Source organism: Brevundimonas sp. (genome assembly GCF_004210735.1).
Taxonomy (GTDB): domain Bacteria; phylum Pseudomonadota; class Alphaproteobacteria; order Caulobacterales; family Caulobacteraceae; genus Brevundimonas.
The window spans coordinates 18,587-37,823 of sequence record NZ_SDZL01000012.1; the positions used below are offsets into that span (position 1 = coordinate 18,587).

The 19,237-nt window shown below is 67.7% G+C and carries 19 protein-coding genes; 9 read left to right on the plus strand and 10 right to left on the minus strand.

Annotated features, from left to right (window positions below):
• Positions 1–5 precede the first annotated feature (5 nt).
• From lpxD to lpxB, 5 genes are read left to right on the plus strand one after another with little or no spacing between them, the layout of a single operon-like run.
• On the plus strand, positions 6–1,019 hold the full coding sequence (lpxD, locus tag EON91_RS04095; protein WP_292091792.1) for a UDP-3-O-(3-hydroxymyristoyl)glucosamine N-acyltransferase: 1,014 nt from the start codon (positions 6–8) through the stop codon (positions 1,017–1,019).
• Positions 1,016–1,480, plus strand: a complete 465-nt coding sequence (gene fabZ, locus EON91_RS04100) for a 3-hydroxyacyl-ACP dehydratase FabZ (protein WP_292091794.1) — start codon at positions 1,016–1,018, stop codon at positions 1,478–1,480. Before lpxD ends, fabZ begins: the two co-directional genes overlap by 4 nt.
• Positions 1,477–2,265, plus strand: coding sequence for an acyl-ACP--UDP-N-acetylglucosamine O-acyltransferase (gene lpxA / locus EON91_RS04105; protein ID WP_292091795.1), 789 nt, complete (start codon positions 1,477–1,479; stop codon positions 2,263–2,265). Before fabZ ends, lpxA begins: the two co-directional genes overlap by 4 nt.
• Entirely contained in the window at positions 2,262–3,101 is an 840-nt protein-coding gene (gene lpxI, locus EON91_RS04110; protein ID WP_292091797.1) for a UDP-2,3-diacylglucosamine diphosphatase LpxI, read from the plus strand. The genes lpxA and lpxI overlap by 4 nt, the downstream gene beginning before the upstream one ends.
• Positions 3,098–4,300, plus strand: a complete 1,203-nt coding sequence (lpxB, locus tag EON91_RS04115) for a lipid-A-disaccharide synthase (protein WP_292091798.1) — start codon at positions 3,098–3,100, stop codon at positions 4,298–4,300. Before lpxI ends, lpxB begins: the two co-directional genes overlap by 4 nt.
• A 175-nt stretch (positions 4,301–4,475) precedes the next feature.
• Here lpxB and EON91_RS04120 read toward each other — a convergent pair whose 3' ends face one another.
• The 3 genes from EON91_RS04120 to gltX form a co-directional block, all read right to left on the minus strand.
• Positions 4,476–5,147 (minus strand): phytanoyl-CoA dioxygenase family protein, encoded by a 672-nt coding sequence (locus tag EON91_RS04120; protein ID WP_292091799.1) that lies wholly within the window; start codon positions 5,145–5,147, stop codon positions 4,476–4,478.
• Between the two features lie 17 nt (positions 5,148–5,164).
• Positions 5,165–6,466: a citrate synthase gene (gene gltA, locus EON91_RS04125; RefSeq protein ID WP_292091800.1), complete on the minus strand. Its 1,302-nt coding sequence runs from the start codon at positions 6,464–6,466 to the stop codon at positions 5,165–5,167.
• A 64-nt stretch (positions 6,467–6,530) separates the two neighbouring features.
• A complete protein-coding gene (gene gltX / locus EON91_RS04130) occupies positions 6,531–7,943 on the minus strand; it encodes a glutamate--tRNA ligase (RefSeq protein ID WP_292091802.1) in 1,413 nt (470 codons plus the stop codon).
• A gap of 46 nt (positions 7,944–7,989) precedes the next feature.
• On the opposite strand from gltX, the gene EON91_RS04135 reads away from it, so the two are divergent.
• Positions 7,990–10,116: a ComEC/Rec2 family competence protein gene (locus tag EON91_RS04135; RefSeq protein ID WP_292091804.1), complete on the plus strand. Its 2,127-nt coding sequence runs from the start codon at positions 7,990–7,992 to the stop codon at positions 10,114–10,116.
• Here EON91_RS04135 and lexA read toward each other — a convergent pair.
• The 5 genes from lexA to EON91_RS04160 form a co-directional block, all read right to left on the minus strand.
• Positions 10,097–10,789, minus strand: coding sequence for a transcriptional repressor LexA (gene lexA, locus EON91_RS04140; RefSeq protein ID WP_292091805.1), 693 nt, complete (start codon positions 10,787–10,789; stop codon positions 10,097–10,099). The genes EON91_RS04135 and lexA overlap by 20 nt on opposite strands.
• A gap of 98 nt (positions 10,790–10,887) precedes the next feature.
• Complete coding sequence (locus tag EON91_RS04145) at positions 10,888–11,577, minus strand: class I SAM-dependent methyltransferase (protein WP_292091806.1); 690 nt, start codon at positions 11,575–11,577, stop codon at positions 10,888–10,890.
• Positions 11,578–11,686: 109 nt separating this feature from the next.
• Entirely contained in the window at positions 11,687–12,484 is a 798-nt protein-coding gene (gene trpC / locus EON91_RS04150) for an indole-3-glycerol phosphate synthase TrpC (protein WP_292091807.1), read from the minus strand.
• Complete coding sequence (trpD, locus tag EON91_RS04155; protein WP_292091809.1) at positions 12,481–13,521, minus strand: anthranilate phosphoribosyltransferase; 1,041 nt, start codon at positions 13,519–13,521, stop codon at positions 12,481–12,483. Before trpD ends, trpC begins: the two co-directional genes overlap by 4 nt.
• A gap of 1 nt (position 13,522) precedes the next feature.
• The gene (locus EON91_RS04160; protein WP_292091811.1) at positions 13,523–14,113 is read right to left on the minus strand and encodes an aminodeoxychorismate/anthranilate synthase component II; all 591 of its coding nucleotides are present in this window, start codon (positions 14,111–14,113) and stop codon (positions 13,523–13,525) included.
• Between the two features lie 103 nt (positions 14,114–14,216).
• On the opposite strand from EON91_RS04160, the gene EON91_RS04165 reads away from it, so the two are divergent.
• Positions 14,217–14,408 (plus strand): peptidoglycan-binding protein, encoded by a 192-nt coding sequence (locus tag EON91_RS04165; protein WP_292091812.1) that lies wholly within the window; start codon positions 14,217–14,219, stop codon positions 14,406–14,408.
• Here the strand turns inward: EON91_RS04165 and trpE are convergent.
• Both trpE and EON91_RS04175 read right to left on the minus strand, forming a co-directional pair.
• Positions 14,405–15,907, minus strand: coding sequence for an anthranilate synthase component I (trpE, locus tag EON91_RS04170; protein WP_292091813.1), 1,503 nt, complete (start codon positions 15,905–15,907; stop codon positions 14,405–14,407). The two genes, EON91_RS04165 and trpE, sit on opposite strands and share 4 nt — an antisense overlap.
• Positions 15,904–17,823, minus strand: coding sequence for a peptidylprolyl isomerase (locus EON91_RS04175; RefSeq protein WP_292091814.1), 1,920 nt, complete (start codon positions 17,821–17,823; stop codon positions 15,904–15,906). The genes trpE and EON91_RS04175 overlap by 4 nt, the downstream gene beginning before the upstream one ends.
• A 120-nt stretch (positions 17,824–17,943) precedes the next feature.
• Between EON91_RS04175 and tpiA the strand changes: the two genes are divergently transcribed.
• On the plus strand, positions 17,944–18,693 hold the full coding sequence (gene tpiA, locus EON91_RS04180) for a triose-phosphate isomerase (RefSeq protein WP_292091815.1): 750 nt from the start codon (positions 17,944–17,946) through the stop codon (positions 18,691–18,693).
• A gap of 96 nt (positions 18,694–18,789) precedes the next feature.
• Positions 18,790–19,206, plus strand: coding sequence for a preprotein translocase subunit SecG (secG, locus tag EON91_RS04185; RefSeq protein ID WP_366250162.1), 417 nt, complete (start codon positions 18,790–18,792; stop codon positions 19,204–19,206).
• The last annotated feature ends 31 nt before the right edge of the window (positions 19,207–19,237 follow it).

Consider the following 19,237-nt stretch of genomic DNA (forward strand, 5'->3'; position numbering starts at 1 on the left):
TAATCATGCCTGACAACCGCTTTTTCGAAACGCTCGCGCCACTCACCGTGGCCGAGATCGCCGAACAGGTCGGAGGTCGGGTTGTCAGGGGAGGAGAGCGCCACATCGCGGCGGTCGCGCCCCTGGCTACGGCTCGGGAGACCGAACTGGCCTTTCTGTCGGACCGCAAGCTGGCGGACCGGTTGACGACAACAGGCGCCGGCTGCGTGATCGTGGCCGGCGCCTTTGTCGATGCGGTTCCAGCCAGGATCGCCGTGATCGAATCCGGTGAGGCGCAGGCCGCCTGGGCAAGAGCGTCCCTTTTGCTGCACCGGGCCCACCGGCTGGATCGATCAGCGGATAGGGCCCAGGTCGTCGAAGACGACGCCGTACTGTTGGCTCCGGGCGTTGTGGTTGGTGCGGGCGCGCGGATCGGCCGGGGCAGCGAGATCGGCGCCAATACGGTGATCGGCCCGGGCGTGCAGATCGGACGAGACTGTGTGATCGGGGCGAATGTGTCGCTGGCCTTCTGTCTGATCGGCGACAGGGTGCGCATCCTGTCGGGCGCACGGATTGGAGAGGCCGGCTTCGGCGCAGCGCCGTCCCGCACGGGACCGGTGGATATCCCCCAACTGGGGCGGGTGATTATCCAGGACAACGTCACGGTCGGCGCCAATACCTGCATCGACAGGGGCGCCTATGACGACACCGTCGTAGGCGAGAACACCAAGATCGATAATCTGGTCCAGATCGCCCACAACTGCGTGGTCGGTCGTAACTGCCTGATGGCGGCGCACAGCGGGATTTCCGGCTCGGTCACAGTTGGCGACAATGTCATGTTCGGCGGGCAGGCGGGCGTGGGCGACCACATCACCATCGGCCAGGGCGCGCGGATCGCCGCCGGGGCCGGGGTTCTGGCCGACGTGCCGGCAGGTGAAACCTGGTCCGGCTATCCCGCCAAACCCTTGCGCCAATCCTTGCGTGAGGCGATCTGGCTGGCCAAACAGGCGGGTCGGAAGAAGGGCCCGAAGGAATCATGAGCGAAGACAGCAAGATCGACTATGCCGAGGTGATGCGGCGTCTGCCGCACCGCTATCCCTTCCTGCTGGTCGACAAGGCCGAAGACTTTGTCGCCGCGACCTCGATCGTCGGCATCAAGAACGTCACCCATAACGAGCCCTTCTTCCCTGGGCATTTCCCCATTGATCCGGTCATGCCCGGGGTTCTGATCGTCGAGGCCATGGCCCAGACGGGCGCGTTGCTGATGTCCAAGTCGCTAGATGTGGCGGTGGCCGACAAGGTCATCATGTTCATGTCCATCGACGGAGTGCGCTTCCGCAAGCCGGCGCGGCCAGGCGACCAATTGCGAATGGAGGTCAAGGTGATCCGGGCGCGTGGGGACGCCTACAAATTCCGGGGCGAAACCTTCATCGACGGAAAGCTGGCGGCCGAGGCGGAGTTCATGGCCATGGTCGTGACGGTGGCGGAGCCCGCTGCGTGACCATCCATCCGACCGCTGTCGTGGACGCCTCGGCCGTGCTGGGCGAGGGTGTCCGGATTGGCCCTTGGTGCATTGTCGGGCCGGGCGTGAGCCTGGGCGAAGAGGTCCGGCTGGTCAGTCATGTCGTGGTCCAGCAGGACACGACCGTCGGCGCCCGCACCGTGATCCATCCCTTCGCCGTCATCGGGGGTGATCCCCAGCATAATGGTTACAGGGGCGAGCCGGTCCGACTGGAGATCGGGGCCGACAATGTTATTCGCGAGTACGCGACCTTCAACCGGGGCACGCCCCAGGGAACGGGCGTGACGCGCGTCGGCTCGAACGGACTGTTCATGACCGGCGCCCATGTGGGGCACGACGCCGTGGTGGGCGACAATGTCGTCATGGCCAACAACGCCACACTGGGCGGCCATGCCTGGATCGGAGATAAGGTGTTCCTGGGCGGCCTGTGCGCCGTTCATCAGAACGGCCGCGTGGGACAGGGCGCGATTGTCGGCGGCCTGGCCGCCGTGACCCGGGATGTGATCCCCTATGGCTCAGCCTGGGGCAACCACGCCAGCTTGCATGGGCTGAACCTGATCGGGTTGAAGCGAAAGGGATACGGCAAGGACGCGGTACGCCGTCTGCTGGCCGCCTATCGCGACCTGTTCGAGGGTGAAGGCGTCTTCGCCGAGCGGCTGGATCGGGTCGAAGCGACCTATGCCGACTTGCCCGAGATCATGGAGATCGTCGCCTTCATCCGTGACGGCGCCAAGCGCCCGCTGTGCTTGCCGGGCGGGGAATGACCGAGCGCCCGAAGCTGGGCCTGATCGCCGGCGGGGGCGAACTGCCGCAGAAGATCGCCGCGCGCTGCGAGGCCGAGGGGCGGGATCTGTATGTCATCCGTCTGGCCGGGTTCGCCGATCCGCATATGGTGCGCTGGCCGGGCGCCGAGTTCGGCATGGCCGAGATCGGCGGCGTGCTGAAGGCGCTAAAAACGCAGGGCTGCGGCTCTGTCTGTCTCGCGGGTTATGTGAATCGCCCTGATTTCAAGAATTTGAGGCCTGATCTTAAGGGGGCGTCTGTGTTGCCGGGCCTGGTGGCGGCAGCGGCCAAGGGTGATGACGCCCTGCTGCGCAAGGTTCTGTCGGTGTTCGAGGACGAGGGATATGCGATCGAGGGCGCTGACGACATCCTGGGCGGTGAGGCGCTGCCGATGGGCGCCCTGGGGCAGGTGCGACCCACCGACGAACATATGGTGGACCTGAAGAAGGCGCTGCACGTCGCGGAAAAATCAGGCGAACTTGATATCGGGCAAGGCGCGGTCGTGTGCGACGGCCTGGTCCTGGCGGTCGAGGCGCAGGAGGGGACGGACGCCATGCTGATGCGGGTCGCCGGCCTGCCCGCCGATCTGCGCGGCGCGCCGGGGGCGTTGAAAGGCGCGCTGGGCAAGGCGCCCAAGCCGATCCAGGACCTGCGGGTGGACATGCCGGTCATCGGCGCGCGCACCATTGAACTGGCGGCCGCCGCCGGGCTGGCGGGCGTGGCGGGCGTGGCCGGTCGGCTGATCCTGATCGACCGCGAGGCGGTGATCGAGGCTGCGGATCGTCTGGGCCTGTTCGTCTGGGGCGAGGCGCGATGACGCCGCTGAAGATCATGCTGGTTGCGGCCGAGGCGTCGGGCGACGCCCTGGGCGCCGGACTGGCGCGATCGCTGCGGACGCGTGACCAAGCCGTGACATTCGTCGGCGTGGGCGGGCCGAAGATGGCGGCCGAGGGCGTGGGCAGCCCTTTCGACATCGCCGAACTGTCGGTGCTGGGCTGGATCGAGGGGCTGAAGGCCTATGGCCGGGTCAAGCGACGGGTGGCGGACACCGTGGCGCTGGCGGTGCGCGAGCGGCCGGACGCCGTGGTGCTGATCGACAGCTGGGGGTTCACGATCCGAGTGGCCAAGGCGCTGCGTCAGGTGATGCCGGACGTGCCGCTGATCAAATACGTCGGGCCCCAGGTCTGGGCGTCGCGGCCCGGCCGGGCGAAGACCCTGGCCGACACGGTGGATCATCTGCTGGCGCTCTATGCCTTTGACGCGCCATGGTTCGAGCGCGAGGGCCTGCCGACCACGGTCGTCGGCTCGGCCGCCCTGCATGTGGACATGAGCGGCGCGGACGGCCCCCGTTTCCGCGCCCAGCAGGGGATCGCCGCCGATGCGCCGCTGTTGCTGGTGCTGCCGGGCAGTCGGCCATCCGAGGTCCGGCTTCTGACCCCGGTGTTTGAACAGGCTGTGGCGCGGCTGAGGGCCAGCCATCCCGGCCTTCAGGTCGCCGTGGTGGCGGCCGGAACGGTGGCCGAGGATGTGACGGCGCGGGTCGCGGCCTGGCCGTTCCGGGTGCATCTGGTTCAGGAAGATCGCAAATACGACGCCATGCGGGCCTGTGACGTGGCGTTGGCGGCCAGCGGCACGGTGTCGACCGAACTGGCGCTGGCGGAGGCGCCCATGGTCATCGCCTATCGGTTCGCGCCGATCAGCTATGCGATCATGCGGCCCTTCTTCACCGGAAAATACGCGACCCTGTTCAACCATGCGGCGGATCAGGAGATCGCCCGCGAACTGATTCAGGACGACGCCACCCCGGAGAAGGTCGCGGCCGAGGTCGCGCGCCTGCTGGATGACCGGGCCGCCGCCGCCGACCAGGCCCGCCGCCAGACGGCCGCGCTGGACCTGATGGGACGCGGCGGACGCGACCCGTCGGATCTGGCAGCCCAGGCAGTGCTGGAGGTGATTGCAGTGCAAAGCGAAAAAAACAGTGCAATCAGTGCAAGTAGTGCAACGCCTCGCTCATGAGCGGAAAGGCGTGAGACGGAAGGGGAGAGGGCAAGGCGACGTTCCGGATGCAGAAGGAAGCGCCAGTCTATCACCGTCCTGAGCACCGCCAGGTCGAACGCCCATTTGTGAGACAAGCCCTTGAAATCTCATGATGGGCAATGCTCGCTCGATGCGAGCAGGGGCATGGGATGGATCAGACCCCCAGCCACTCCAGGCCGCCATCCAGGTCACGATTGGCATAGTCGACCTGCAGAACGCGCCGGCGGCGCGGGAGAGCCGCAGCCTTTGAAGCGTGCAGGATGGGGGTTGAGTAGGCCCAGACGTCACCCGAGTCCGCAAGGCACGACGCTATACCCAGTCGTGAAACGGTCGCCGGTATCTCCTGCTCAATCACTCGGCCGATACGATGCGATCCCGGCGCGATGAGCAGCGGCGCATTATTCTCGTCCACATCATCCAGATGCAGGCGCAAAGTCGCCATACCCACCAGAATATCGAAGGGCGGCGCCACGTGGGTCAGGCCGGACTTGATAGACCAAGGGCCGTAGCCCGCCGTCTCGATGCGCTGGCGGACAACGACTGTGCGATCCTGATGCCAGGCCAGGCTCCAGTTTGTCGCCTCGCTCTTGTCGAACAGGATTGCGCGCACAGGCTTGGACTGGCGGCCAATGAGTTTGGCGGCGATGCATCCCAGGGCGCTGTCGCCCGACACGAGAGACGCCAGGTCGATTATGCCCGCAAGCCGAAGGCCTGCCCGGTCCTTGGGAAGATGATCGAAGGCAGCCAACGCGGCCTGAACCTCGGAATTGGAAAGAGCGCAGCGAAACCGCTGCGCCCCATCCATCTGGAAATTCAGATCGGCCATAAGCCGATGACCTTCGATCAGCCGCGCGACTGGATCGGCACGTAGTCGCGTTCGGTCGGGCCGGTGTAGAGCTGGCGCGGGCGACCGATCTTTTGCGAGGGGTCAGCCATCATTTCCTGCCACTGGGCGATCCAGCCCACAGTGCGGGCGAGGGCGAACAGGACGGTGAACATGGTGGTCGGGAAGCCCATCGCCGACAGGGTAATGCCCGAATAGAAGTCGACGTTCGGGAACAGCTTGCGCGAGGTGAAATACTCGTCCTGCAGCGCGACCTTCTCCAGTTCCTTGGCGACCTGGAACAGGGGATCATTCTCGCGGCCGGTGGCGGCCAGCACTTCATAGGCCGACTGCTGCATGACCTTGGCGCGCGGATCGTAGTTTTTGTACACGCGGTGGCCGAAGCCCATCAGCTTGAATTTGCGATCTTTAACGCCCTGGATGAACTCCGGAATCTTGTCCGGCGTGCCGATCTCCTTGAGCATGTTCAGCGCCTCTTCGTTGGCGCCGCCGTGCGACGGGCCCCACAGGCAGGCGATGCCGGCGGCGATACAGGCGAACGGGTTGGCGCCCGACGACCCGGCCAGACGGACGGTCGAGGTCGAGGCGTTCTGCTCGTGGTCGGCGTGCAGGATGAAGATGCGGTCCATGGCGCGAACCAGCGCCGGATCGACATGATAATCCTCGGCCGGGACGGCGAAACACATGCGCAGGAAATTCTCGGCGTACGACAGGTCGTTGCGCGGCGAGATGAAGGGCTGGCCGATGTGGTATTTGTAGGCCCGGGCCGCAATCGTCGGCATCTTGGCGACCAGACGGATAGCCGAGATATTGCGCTGGACCGGATCATGGATGTCCAGGCTGTCGTGATAGAAGGCCGACAGGGCCCCGACGGTGCCGACCATGATCGCCATCGGGTGGGCGTCGCGACGGAAGCCCTCGAAGAAGCGGTCGAACTGCGAATGCAGCATGGTGTGCATGGTGACGCTGTTCTCGAACTCGGCGTACTGGGCCGCAGTCGGAAGCTCGCCGTGCAGGAGCAGGTGGCAAACCTCGACGAAGTTCGACTTCGACGCCAGCTGGTCGATCGGATAGCCGCGGTGCAGCAGCACGCCCGCGTCACCATCGATATAGGTCAGGGCCGACTCGCACGAGGCCGTCGAGGTGAAGCCCGGGTCGAAGGTGAAGGCCCCCGTGCCGCCATACAGCTTTCGGATGTCGATGACGTCGGGACCGGTCGAGCCCGACAGAACAGGCAGTTCGACGCTGTTTTCGCCGTAGGTCAGGGTCGCCGATCCGGCGGCTTGGGATTTCTCGGTCATCTGGGCCCTTCGTTTTTCTTCGAGTCCGACGCGGGGAGGCGACGGGCCGATGGGTTATGCCTGTTCACTTAGTATGTTGCAGCGCGTCATCCAAGCGCCCGAGGCTCTCATCACGCCCAATTGCCGCCAGAATCCGCGCGATGTCGGGTGAAACGGACCCGCCGGTCAGCGCCGCCCGCATGGCGGGCCCGATCTTGCCGAAGCCTACGGCTTCTTCTTCCGCGAAGACCTTGAGTTCGGCTTCCAAGGCGAAAACGTCCCAGCTGGCGAACAGGGCCAGACGGTCGCGCAGGCGGGCGATGCGCTCGCCCGATTCGCCGGACAGCAGGCTGCGCCCCTTGTCATCGACGGCCAAGGGACGGGCCTTGAGGACGAACTCGGTCTGATCCGCCAGTTCCAGGACCGTCTTGGCCCGGTCCTTTACGAACGGCATGGCGCGCAGCAGGCGTTCCTCGTCATCGGGCTGGATCGTGCGGCCCCGCGACAGGTGGACGTCCAGCGCCAGCTTGGCCAGGCGGTCATCCTCGGCCAGGCGCAGCCAGTGGGCGTTGACGTGGGCCAGTTTGTCGAAGTCCAGACGGGCCGGCGCCTTGCCGACCCCGGGCAGGTCGAACCAGGCCTGGGCCTGTTCGTCGCTGAACAGTTCATCGTCGCCGTGGGCCCAGCCCAGACGGGCCAGATAGTTGCGCATCGCCTCGGGCAGATAGCCCATCTCGGCGTATTCATGGACCGCCTGGGCGCCGTGCCGCTTGGACAGCTTGGCGCCGTCGGGGCCGTGGATCAGGGGGATGTGGGCGAAGGTCGGCCGGGTCCAGCCCAGGGCGTCATAGATCAGGCTCTGACGGGCGGCGTTGTTCAGGTGATCATCGCCGCGAATCACGTGGGTCACGCCCATGTCGTGGTCATCGACCACCACGGCCAGATTATAGGTGGGCGCGCCGTCGGACCGGACGATGACCAGATCGTCCAGAGCGGATGATTCCCAACGGACCGAGCCCTGGACCGCGTCGTCTACGACCACGGCGGTGTCGGTGGGGCGGCGGAAGCGAATGGTGTGCGGCCGGGCCAGATCATCGACCGTGGGCGCGCGGTCGCGCCAGGGTGATTCGAAGCTACGGCCCTCGGCCTTGGCCGCGTCGCGCAGGGCGCCGGTTTCCTCGGCCGTCAGGAAATCGCGATAGGCGTGGCCGTTTTCCAGCAACTGGTCGGCGACCTCGCGGTGGCGGTCAGCGCGGCTGAACTGGAACACGGGTTCCTCGTCCGCGAACAGCTCCAGCCAGCTCAGACCGTCGAATATCGCCTTGACCGCATCGTCGGTGGACCGCTCGCGGTCGGTGTCTTCCACACGGATCAGGAACTTGCCGCCGCGCGCCTTCGCGTAAAGGTAGTTGAAAAGCGCGGTCCGGGCGCCGCCTATGTGCAGATAGCCGGTGGGCGAGGGGGCGAAGCGGGTGACGACGGTCGAGGAAGAGGTCATTCAGGCGGGATCCGTTGCGGACGCCCTTATACGCCCCGATGCGCGGATGCGAAGCCTCGCCGCGCGGCTTCGTGACGGGATGCGCGCCGAGGTCGCGGATCAGACCGACCGGTGGCGGCTGTGGGCGCCCGTGTTTTTGGGGGGCGGGTGCGCGATCTATTTCAGTTTGAAGGCCGAACCGCTGCTGTGGCCGCTGGCGCTGGCGGCGGCCCTGACAACGGGCGCTTGGATTGTGGGACGCCGGGTCGGTCTGGCTCGGGGATGGACGCTGACGCTGCTGATGCTGGCCTGCCTGTGCGGCGGTCTGGCGGTGGCCAAGCTGCGAACCCTGGCGGTCAGCGGGCCTATCGCGCCGGCCATGAGCGAGCCGGTCACAGTCGAAGGATGGGTGCTGGACGTCGACAGTCCGGGCGAGCGCGGCGCGCGCGTGGTGATCGCGCCGGTGCGGATACGCGGCCTGACGCCCGAGGCGACACCGACGCGACTCAGGGCCACGGTGCGGGGCGCGCCGCCGCCGCCCGGCGCGGCCGTGCGCCTGTACGGGATACTGAATCCGCCGCCGCCGCCGGCCAGTCCGGGCGCCTATGATTTCGGACGCAACGCCTATTTCCAGGGTATGGGCGGGACGCTGTTCGGCCTGGGTGAGACGCGGCCGACGGATCTGGCGCCGGCGCCGTGGCGATTGCGGCTGGCGATGAAGGTCAACGCTGTCCGTTATGACTTGGCGCAGCGGATCGTGGCGCGGCTGGGCGAGCGGACCGGCGGTGTGGCGGCGGCCATGACCACGGGGCATGAAACCTGGATCGGACGCGAGGATCTGGACGCCATGCGGGATTCCGGACTGGCGCACATCCTGTCGATTTCGGGCCTGCACATGGCCATCGTCGGCGGCTTTGTCTTCTTCGGGGTGCGGCTGGGCGTGGCGGCATGGCCGTGGCTGGCGCTGCGGGCGCCGGGCAAGAAGATCGCGGCGGTCGCGGGCTTGATCGCCGTCAGCGTCTATCTGGTGATTTCGGGCGCCCCCCCCCCGGCGGAACGGGCGGCGATCACGGCGTCCATCGCCTTTGCGGCCATACTGCTGGACCGGCAGGCGGTGACCATGCACGCGCTGGCGGTTGCGGCCTTTGTCGTCCTGTTGTTGCAGCCCGAGGCGATCGTGACGCCGGGGTTCCAGATGTCGTTCGCCGCGACGGCGGCGCTGGTCGCGCTGGTCGAGGTGTGGCCAAAGCGCATCCGGGAATTCGCGGCGCCCTGGCCCATCGTGGTGGCGCAGCGGCTGGGCGCCTGGCTCGTCGTCGCCTGTTCGGCCAGCCTGGTGGCGGGCATGGCGACGGGGCCGTTCGCCATGCAGCATTTCAACCGGACGGCGCTGTATGGGCTGGTGGCCAATCTGACCACGGCGCCGATCGCAGACTTCATCCTGATGCCGGCGCTGGCGCTGGGCGCGGCGCTGGAGCCGTTGGGGCTGGGCGGGCCGTTCCTGTGGCTGGCGGGGAAGGGCGTCGACATGATGCTGGCCATCGGTCACTGGACGGCCGGTCTGCCGGGCGCAGTGCGGACGATCGCCAGCGCACCGGCGGTGGCCCTGCCGATCGCTTTCGTCGGCATACTGATCCTGTGCCTGTGGCGCGGGCGGCTGAGGTTGTTGGGTCTGCCGCTGGCGGCGGCGGTGCTGATCTGGCCGCGGCCCGCGCCGCCTGACCTGTGGATCGGGGACGGCGGAACCAACGCCGCCTTCATGGGAGCCGAGCAGGCGGTCGTAGTGCGGCCGGGCGTGCGCCAGTTCGCAGCGGATCTGTGGTCACGGCGGCGAGGGCTGGAACTGACGCCGCGTCCGAACGAGGGCTGGGTCTGCCAGCGCTCGGTCTGCGCCCCGCAGACGTCAGAGGCCGGGCCGGTGGCGCTGTGGTGGGGACGCAAGGCGCCGACGATGGAGCAGATGGACATCCTGTGCCGGTCGGCCCCGGTCGTCAGCGTCCGCGCGGCGCTGATTGACCTGCCGTCAAGCTGTGACGGGCGACTGGTGCTGGACGGGACAGACTATGCGCACGGCGGCTCGGTCGAGCTGTGGCGCAACGGCGCACATTGGCGCGCCCTGTGGGCGGTGGATGTCAGGGGAGACCGGCCGTGGACGCGCCAGGCCGATCCCGATTTCAGTGATAACGGCGGATAAGGCCGACCAGCTTGCCTTGAACCGCGACCTGATCCGAGCCGTAGATCTTGGTCTCATAGTTGCGGTTGGCGGGCTCCAGCGCGATGGAGGCGCCCTTTTTGCGCAGACGTTTCAGCGTGGCCTGCTCGCCCTCGACCAGGGCCACCACGATCTCGCCGGACGAGGCGCTGTCGGTGGATTTGATGACGACCATGTCGCCGTCCAGGATACCCGCCTCGATCATCGAATCGCCTTCGATTTCCAGCAGATAGTGTTCGCCGGCGCCCAGCATGGCTTCGGGCACCGGATAGCGGGCGGTCTCATGCTCGATGGCGTCGATGGGCGTGCCCGCCGCGATCTTGCCCATCAGCGACAGTTCGCGGGTGTCGTTGGCCGGTTCGGCGACCCGAGCGCGGGCGCCGCCTTCGATGACGCCGGGCTTGAAGCCCGCGTGGCCGCGCGGCGCGCCGGCGGATGCCGCCTCGGGCAGTTTCACGACCTCAAGCGCGCGGGCGCGGTGCGCCAGGCGGCGGATGAAGCCCCTTTCCTCCAGCGCGGTGATCAGGCGGTGGATGCCCGATTTGGACGCCAGATCCAGCGCCTCCTTCATCTCGTCGAAGGAGGGCGAGACGCCCGTCTCCTTGATGCGTTCGTGGATGAACATCAGGAGTTCGTGCTGCTTGCGAGTGAGCATCGGCGTCGGGCTTCCAGAACAAGGCGTGAACCGTTGCCGATGTTCTGTAAGTGTTCTTGCCTAATGTCAACTTAACGGCGGTTAGGCGTGCTCGACGGTCAGGCAGAGGGTTTCGTCACCAGGCATTTGCCCTTGCCGCTCTTGAATCCGGTGTGCGGGTGGGCGGCGAAATATTCGTCGAAAGCCTGACGGACGCCGGGCCACTTGCCTTTGTCCTTGCCGAAGCGCTCGGCGTGATAGTCGTCGCCGATCAGCACGCCGCCCGGCCGCAGTAGCGGCCACCATGCCTTGAGGTCGGCCATGACGGAGGCATAGTCGTGTCCCGCGTCGATATGGATGACGTCGGGCCGCACTTCACGGGCGTTCAGGACCTCGAAGGCGTTCAGGCTGTCCAGCGGTAGCGGCAGGACATAGTCGCGCAGACCTTCGTTGCAGATATTGGCGGCGAACCGGCGATAGAGGCGCGGGTAGCCGTCTTCGAAGTCCAGGGACTCGGCGAATCGCTCTTCCAGATAATGCTCGCTGGAGCCCAGCCAGGTATCGATCGCAATGATGACAGCGTCGGCGCCCTGGGCCTTCAGCGCCTTGGCCATGGTCGCGACCGAGGCGCCTTTCCAGACTCCGATTTCGACGATGACCTTGGGGGCCACGATCTGGATGGCTTCGGTCAGGTATTTGTGTTGCGACTGCCAGCCCTGCAGGTCAGTCTCCATGACGCCGGCAGGGAAATCCTTGAGGGGGTCGCGTCCGAAGAACAGACGATCAACGAGGTCCTGCCGAACAGTCACGCGAGCACTCCAAGGTTGGGGGGGGGCGCCCGGCGGGCTCCGTCGGGGGCAAACAGCATGGAAGACCGGAGGAAGGCAACCGGTTGCGACCAGCATGCGCCGATTGAGGCTAGGCCGCGTTGAGAAGTCCCCGTGTCGCCGCCTCGACATCCTGCTGACGCATCAGGCTTTCGCCGACCAGGATGGCCTGGGCGTGGGCATCGGCGACGCGTTCGACGTCTTCGGGGGTGAAGATGCCGCTTTCGGCGACCAGCAGGGCGCGCACGGGGCTGAGCATGGACAGGCGTTCGGTCACGTCCAGATCGACCTCGAACGTGCGCAGGGATCGGTTGTTCACGCCCACCAGATCGCCCCCCAGCTTGCACGCACGGACCATCTCGGCCTCGTCGTGCGTCTCGATCAGGGCGTCCATGCCGAAGCGCTCGGCCTCGGCCAGCAACTCGGCCGCCAGGGCGTCGTCGACCATGGCCAGGATGATGAGAATGCAGTCGGCGCCCAAGGCCCGGCTCTCGGCCACCTGCCAGGGATCGACCAGAAAATCCTTGCGCAGGCAGGGCAGGGCGACCGCGTCGCGGGCGGCGACCAGGAAGGCGTCGTCGCCCTGGAAGCTGGGGCCGTCGGTCAGGACAGACAGGCAGGTGGCGCCGCCGCGCTCATACGCTTTTGCGAGGGTAGGCGGGTCGAAGTCCGCGCGGATCAGGCCCTTGGACGGGCTGGCCTTCTTGATCTCGGCGATCAGGGCAGGGCGGCCGGTTTCCTCGGCGGTTTGTTCAAGGGCGGCGCGGAAACCGCGCGGGGCAGAGGCTGCGTTCGCCAGCGCCTCGACGGCGTCCTGAGCGGTTGCGGCCTTGCGAGCGGCGACGTCTTCACGCTTGTAGGCGGCGATCTGCGCCAGAACGTCGGTCATGCGGCCTCGTCCGGTTCTATGGGAGTGCTGGAGATACGGGCCAGTGTCGTCAGGGCGGCAGCGGCGCGGCCGTCGTCGATAACGGCGGCGGCCAGTTCGGCCCCGGTCTTCAGGTCCGATGCGCGGTCGGCGACCACCAGGGCGGCGGCGGCGTTCAGGACAACGATGTCGCGGTACGCGCCGGGCGAGCCGGCCAGCAGGGCGGTCAGCGCCGCCGCGTTCTCCTCTGCGTCACCGCCGCGCAGATCCGCCAGCGTGGCCAGCGGCAGGCCGGCGTCGGCGGGCGTGACGGTGAAGCGGCGGACGGCGCCGGCCTTCCATTCCGCGACCTCGGTCGGGCCCGTGGTGGTCAGTTCGTCCAGACCCTGACCGTGGACGGTCCAGGCGCGCCGGGCGCCCAGACGGCCCAGCACCTCGACCAGCGGTTCCAGCAGGGCGGGATCATAGACGCCCATCACTTGGCGCGTCGCGTGCGCCGGATTACAAAGCGGCCCCAGAAGGTTGAAAACCGTACGGAAACCGATCTCAGCGCGCACCGGACCTACGTGACGCATGGCCCCGTGATAGGTGGGGGCGAACAGGAAGGCGATGCCTGCCTGATCCAGCGCGCGGGCCTGCTGCGCCGGCGTGGCGGCCAGGTTCACGCCTAACACCGACAGCACGTCGGAACTGCCGGACTTCGAACTCATGGCCCGGTTGCCGTGCTTGGCGACCTTCAGCCCCGCGCCCGCCAGCACGAAGGCCGCGGCGGTGGAGATGTTATAGGTATGCGCCCCGTCGCCCCCCGTGCCGCAGGTGTCGATCACCTCGTCGAAGGGATGGTCCAGCGACAGCGCCGCCTCGCGCATGGCGCTGGCGAAGGCGACGATCTCGTCCACCGTCTCGCCCCGGATGCGCAGGGCGGTGACGGCGGCGGACACCTGGGCCGGGGTCGGCTCGCCGCGCAGGCAGGCGGCGAAGAAGGCGTACGCCTCGCCCGCCGACAGCACGCGACCGTCGACCAGTTTGGCCAGCAGAGGCTTGAACCCGTCCGCCATCTCAGACGGTCGCGAGCCGCTTTACGCCGGCGAGGGTCAGGAAGTTGGCGATCAGGTCGTGGCCATGTTCGGTGGCGATCGACTCGGGGTGGAACTGGACGCCGTGGATCGGGCGGGTCCGGTGCGACAGGCCCATGATCTCGCCGTCCCCGGTCCAGGCGGTGACCTCCAGCACGTCAGGCAGGGTCTCGCGGCGCACGGCCAGGGAATGATAGCGGGTGGCTGTGAACGGCGAAGGCAAGCCGCCGAACACGCCGCGTCCGTCGTGCAGGATGGGCGAGGTCTTGCCGTGCATCAGGGTCTTGGCGCGGATCACCTCGCCGCCGAAGGCCTGACCGATCGACTGATGGCCCAGGCAGACGCCCAGGATCGGCATGTCCAGCGGCGCCGTGTCGATCAGCGGCAGGCAGATGCCCGCCTGATCCGGGGCGCAGGGGCCTGGAGACAGCAGCACGGCCTCGGGCTTTAAGGCCCAGGCCTCGTCCGCCGTTAGGTCGTCGTTGCGGATGACGTGCGTCGTCGCGCCCAACTCCGCGAGGTAGTGGACAAGGTTGTAGGTAAAGCTGTCGTAGTTATCGACGACCAGGATCATGCCCCGCTTCTAGGCGTCAGGCGGGCACGCGCCAAGCGGGGGATGACCTTAAGCGAAAACTTAACCCGCGATGCGCGCTATTGTCGCCGCTGAGGGGGGATTCATGCGCGACGTGACGGCCGAGATCGAACAGGCGCGAGCGCTGCTGACGCCGCCGCGCGTGCGTGCCGAAAGCCCGTGGCGCGCGCTGGCCGCGGCCGGTTTCGCGGCCTGTGCGGCCTTGCTGATGGCCGGGACGGTCGTGCTGGGGCCGGGGTTTGAGGTCGAGAACCCGCAGGCGCGCGTCAGCCGCTAACCGACGATGTCGTAGCGCCAGGCGTCCTCGGCCGCCCGCATGGGCGCGCGGGCCTTGGCCAGGGTTTCGGCGTATTCGGCGGCTGGGTCGCTGTCCGCCACGACGCCGGCGCCGGCCTGGACAAAGATCTGGTCGCGCGCGAACAGGGCGGTGCGCAGGACGATGCAGATGTCCGCCTCGCCGCTGGCCGAGATATAGCCCACGCCGCCGCCATAGCCGACGCCGCGCTTGGTCAGCTCCAACTCGTCGATGATCTCCATCGCCCGCACCTTGGGCGCGCCCGACAGGGTGCCGGCGGGCAGGGCGGCCAGCAAAGCGTCGACCGCGTCGATGGACGGATCCGCCCGGCCCTGGACGTTCGAGACGATGTGCATGACCTGGCTGTAGCGTTCGACGACGAAGCTCTCGGTCACCTCGACCGTGCCGGGGGCCGAGACGCGGCCAACGTCGTTGCGGCCCAAGTCCAGCAGCATCAGGTGTTCGGCGCGTTCCTTGGGATCGGCTAGAAGCTCGACCTCCAGCGCCTTGTCCGCCTCGGGCGTGGCGCCGCGCGGGCGGGTGCCGGCCAGCGGGCGGATGGTCACGCCGCCGTCCTTGAGCCGGACCAGGATCTCGGGGCTGGAGCCGGCCAGCTGGAAGTCCTGGAAATCGAGATAGAAGAGGTAGGGCGAGGGGTTCTGCCGCCGCAGCGAGCGGTAGAAGGCGAAGGGGTCGGTGTTCCACGGGGCCGAGAAACGGTGGCTGAGCACGACCTGAAACACGTCGCCCGAGCTGATGTAATCCTTGCCCGCTGCGACCATGACGTCGAAGTCGGTGGGACCGACGGGCGAGGTGAACGCAGGCGCTGGCGCGGGCTGCGGCCGGGATCGGGCGGGAAGGGGCGCGCGAAGCTCGTTCTCGAAGGCGTCCAGCCGGGCGACCGCGGCGGTCCAGGCGGCGTCCGGCGACAGGCCTGCATCGGGATAGGCGGCCGAGACCAGCACGATCTCGTGCTTCACCGAATCAAAGATGGCGACCAGCGCCGGACGGGTCAGCACCGCGTCGGGCAGGTCCAGCGGATCGGGATTGGGCGCGCCCAGCGGCTCCAGCAGGCGGACCATGTCATAGCCGAACACGCCGAACAGACCGGCGGCCATGGGCGGCAGGTCATCCGGCAGATCGAAACGCGAAGCGGCCATCAGCGCGCGCAGGGAGTCGAGCGCGAGGCTTTCGGTCGGCGTGAACCGGGCGGTCGCGACATCGCCGCCGCGCGCCACCTCAACCTGACCGTCACGGCAGCGCCAGACGACATCAGGTTCGCGGGTGATGATGGAATAGCGGCCGTTGACCGCGCCGCCTTCCACCGATTCCAGCAGGAAGGCGTAGGGGCGACCCCGGCCGACCTTCAGATAGGCCGAAACCGGGGTCTCCAGATCGTCGACCAGACGCCGGACCACCACCTGTGGCCGTCCGGCGGTCAGTCCCTTGGAAAAGGCCGCGAAGTCGTCGCCGTGGCTCATTTCCCGGGAGCGGTGGGCGCCGCCGGGGCCGGGGTCGGCGTGGTCAGGCCGAGGGCCTGACGCGCCAGCTCCGGATTGTTGCGCGCGCCCGAGCGCGTCGCGGCGGCGGCGACCGACCGTTCAACCAGGGCGTTGCCCAGTTCCTGGGTCAGCTGACCGCGCGCCTGTTCGGCCAGCGGAGCGGCCAGGGCCGGTGTCGCGGCGTGGATCTGTTCGACGCGGCCGACGACGTAGGTGTTCTGCGATTGCGGCTGGACGAAGGTCTGGCCGCGGCCCTGACCGAACAGGCCCATCAGCAGGCCCTGGCCCAGAGACTCCTGGGTTTCGCGATCGCGCTTCACACCGTTGCTGGTGGTGACAGTCGCGCCGGCCGAGGTGGCGACGGCGCCGATGTCCTGACCCGAGCGGATGCGGCCGGCCAGTTCCTCGGCCTTGGCGGCCAGGCGTTTGGCGTTTTCGCGCAGGGTCCATTGCTGGGCCAGCGGCGCGCGGACTTCATCCAGGGTCGGCAGGGCGGCAGGCTTCACGTCGTCCAGACGCAGGGCGAAATACTGACCCTGACCGGCGTCCACGACCTCGCTCTCGCCGCCCTTGGCCAGGCCATAGGCGGTGGTGAAGATTTGCGGCGGAGCGTTCAACTGCTGACCGTCCGGCAGGCGGCCATCGGCGGTGAAGGGCGGCAGTTGCACGATCCGGGCGCCGACCTCTTCGGCGGCGGCGGCCAGGGGCTTGCCCTGCTCGCGAGCCTTTTCGAACTGCTCGACCTTTTCGTAGACGGCGCCTTTTACGTCCTCGGCGCGCAGTTCCTGGATCAGCGCCTCGCGGGCGCTTTCCAGCGTGGCCGGGCGACCCGGGCTGACCGAGGCGACCTTGGCGACGGTGAAGCCGACCTGGCCCTGGATCGGATCAGACACCTGACCGGCAGCCAGACGGAAGATGGCGGCGCCGACGGCGGCGTCACCCACGGCTGTTTGCGGCGAACCGGCATAGGTCTGGGGCTGGACGCCGTTGGCGCGGGCGACCGCTTCCGGATCCTGACCACCGCGCAGGGCGGCGACGACGGCGTCGGCCTTGGCCTTGTCCGGCACCGACAGGGTGACGAACGAACGGGTTTCCGGCTGGGACAGGGCGGCCTTGCGGAACTCGAACCGCTCCTGGATGCGCTTTTCGTCGATCGGCGCCGCGGCCGTGCCGCCGGGGCTGAACAGGACGACCGAGGCGGTCCGGAATTCCGGACGGCGCAGCTGGGCGGCGTTCTCGTTCAGGAAGGCGGTCAGCTGGGTGTCGGTGGGGGCAGGCGCGGCGCCGGCCATGGCCTGGGTCACGGCGAACCAGCGGCCATCGCGCGATTCCATCGCCTGACCGGCCAGCAGGGCGCCATAGATGCGCGGCGTGCGCGCGCCGGCGAACAGGCCGGCGGCGAAATGGTTGGTGGCGTACTGGTCGCGGAACTCATGCTCCAGCATGGCTGGGGTCAGGTTCTGCTGCGCCAGCGCCTGCTGATACTGCTGCTGGTCGAACTGGCCCGTGATGGAGTTGAAGAAGGCCGGGATCTGACGGATCTCCTTCAGCACCAGCTCCTTGCCGGGGCGAACGCCGACCTTCCACGCCCAGTCCAGGAAGCCCAGACGCTGGGTCTGGCTCTCCAGATAGCGCAGGTGGATGTTCTCCTTGGCCATGTCCTCGAAGGTCACGGGGCGGCTCGCCTGCTGCTGCAGGTTGTTTCGCACGCGATCCATCTCGGTGCGGAACTGGGTCTGGTCCACGCTGCGCTCGCCCGCGTCGATGACGTGCTTCGGCCCCAGACTGGCGAAGATGTCGGATTGCGCCCCGACCACCAGGAAGCTGAGGATCAGCAGGGCGAACAGGCCGGCGGCCCATTTGGATTTGGCGAAGCTGCGGAAGTGCGAAATCATCGAATGAACCTGAGGGTCGACCGGGCGACGCGGTGTGCCGCATCGGGCTTTACGGGGCGCCGCGCCAGACCGCAAGCGGACGGCTTGGCTTGACCATTATACCGTCCTAGACAGGCGGGCATGAAACAATCCGTGAAGTTGATCGCCGGCAATTGGAAGATGAACGGCGTCGCCGCCGATCTGGTCGAAGCCGAGGCTCTGAAGGCGGCCTTGGCGCAGGACGCCGCGTCATGCCGTGTGGCCCTGTGCCCGCCCGCGACCCTGATCGAGCGAATGGGCCGAATTCTGGCGGGCGGCGCGGTCGAACTGGGCGGACAGGACTGTCACGCTGCGGTTTCGGGAGCCTGTACCGGTTCGGTTTCGGCAGGGATGCTGAAGGATGCAGGAGCGTCGCTGGTGATCGTCGGTCACTCGGAACGAAGAGCCGCCTTTGGAGAGACGGACGCCGACATCGCCGCCAAGGCCGAGGCGGCCGTGGGGCAGGGGCTGGAGCCCATTATCTGCGTCGGCGAGACTCTGGCCGAACGCGAGGCGGGTGATGCGGTCGCCGTAGTGACCCGTCAGGTGCTGGGTTCCGTGCCCGCAGCGGTGTCAGGTGGATCGTGGGCCGTCGCCTATGAGCCGGTCTGGGCCATCGGCACGGGCCTGACGCCCACGCTGGAGCAGATTGCGGAAATCCACGCCGCAGTGCGTGCAGCGTTGATTGAGAAGCTGGGCGAAGCGGGGCGCGCCGCGCCCATTGTGTACGGCGGCTCGGTCAAGCCTTCGAACGCGGCGGAGATCTTGGCCACGGCCGAGGTCGGTGGCGCGCTGGTCGGCGGAGCGTCGCTGAAGGCGGCGGACTTTCTGGGAATCATCCGCGCGGCCTGACGGCAGTCGATGTCGGCCATGGTTTGCCCGCGAGCCGCATCAGTGTTAGACGCCGCCGCTTGATCGGCGCACGTCCGCGCCCACATGAATGTCACCATGCTTCAGACCATTCTTCTCGTCGCGATGATCCTGATCTCGGTCGCTCTGTCCGGGGTGATCCTGTTGCAGCGCTCCGAGGGCGGCGCCCTGGGTATGGGCGGCGGGCCTTCGGGCTTCATGACCGCGCGCGGTGCGGGCAATCTGCTGACGCGGGCAACGTCGATCCTGGCGATCATGTTCTTCTTGTGCGCCATCGGCCTGACCGTCGCGGGCAATATGGAGCGCAAGGCGTCGCGTTCGATCATCGATGCGGGCGCCGTGGGCTCCATCGCCGTGGGCGGCCAGGCCGCCGCGCCGGCCGCTGATGCGCCCGCCGCGACCAACCCGGCCCAACCGGCGGCTCCGTCGCTGGATGATCTGGAGGCCAGCCTCCCATCGACCCAGACGGCCCCGGCCTCCCCGCCGGCCCAGTAGGGCCGGAGCCACCACCGAGTTCAGGAAAGCG

Excerpts from the sequence above, each read along its gene's own strand:
- lpxD (WP_292091792.1), top strand. The coding sequence starts at position 6 with ATGCCTGACAACCGCTTTTTCGAAACGCTCGCGCCACTCACCGTGGCC.
- fabZ (WP_292091794.1), top strand. The coding sequence starts at position 1,016 with ATGAGCGAAGACAGCAAGATCGACTATGCCGAGGTGATGCGGCGTCTG.
- lpxI (WP_292091797.1), top strand. The coding sequence starts at position 2,262 with ATGACCGAGCGCCCGAAGCTGGGCCTGATCGCCGGCGGGGGCGAACTG.
- lpxB (WP_292091798.1), top strand. The coding sequence starts at position 3,098 with ATGACGCCGCTGAAGATCATGCTGGTTGCGGCCGAGGCGTCGGGCGAC.
- EON91_RS04120 (WP_292091799.1), bottom strand. The coding sequence starts at position 5,147 with ATGGCCGATCTGAATTTCCAGATGGATGGGGCGCAGCGGTTTCGCTGC.
- gltA (WP_292091800.1), bottom strand. The coding sequence starts at position 6,466 with ATGACCGAGAAATCCCAAGCCGCCGGATCGGCGACCCTGACCTACGGC.
- gltX (WP_292091802.1), bottom strand. The coding sequence starts at position 7,943 with ATGACCTCTTCCTCGACCGTCGTCACCCGCTTCGCCCCCTCGCCCACC.
- EON91_RS04135 (WP_292091804.1), top strand. The coding sequence starts at position 7,990 with ATGCGAAGCCTCGCCGCGCGGCTTCGTGACGGGATGCGCGCCGAGGTC.
- lexA (WP_292091805.1), bottom strand. The coding sequence starts at position 10,789 with ATGCTCACTCGCAAGCAGCACGAACTCCTGATGTTCATCCACGAACGC.
- trpC (WP_292091807.1), bottom strand. The coding sequence starts at position 12,484 with ATGACCGACGTTCTGGCGCAGATCGCCGCCTACAAGCGTGAAGACGTC.
- trpD (WP_292091809.1), bottom strand. The coding sequence starts at position 13,521 with ATGGCGGACGGGTTCAAGCCTCTGCTGGCCAAACTGGTCGACGGTCGC.
- EON91_RS04160 (WP_292091811.1), bottom strand. The coding sequence starts at position 14,113 with ATGATCCTGGTCGTCGATAACTACGACAGCTTTACCTACAACCTTGTC.
- EON91_RS04165 (WP_292091812.1), top strand. The coding sequence starts at position 14,217 with ATGCGCGACGTGACGGCCGAGATCGAACAGGCGCGAGCGCTGCTGACG.
- trpE (WP_292091813.1), bottom strand. The coding sequence starts at position 15,907 with ATGAGCCACGGCGACGACTTCGCGGCCTTTTCCAAGGGACTGACCGCC.
- EON91_RS04175 (WP_292091814.1), bottom strand. The coding sequence starts at position 17,823 with ATGATTTCGCACTTCCGCAGCTTCGCCAAATCCAAATGGGCCGCCGGC.
- tpiA (WP_292091815.1), top strand. The coding sequence starts at position 17,944 with ATGAAACAATCCGTGAAGTTGATCGCCGGCAATTGGAAGATGAACGGC.
- secG (WP_366250162.1), top strand. The coding sequence starts at position 18,790 with ATGCTTCAGACCATTCTTCTCGTCGCGATGATCCTGATCTCGGTCGCT.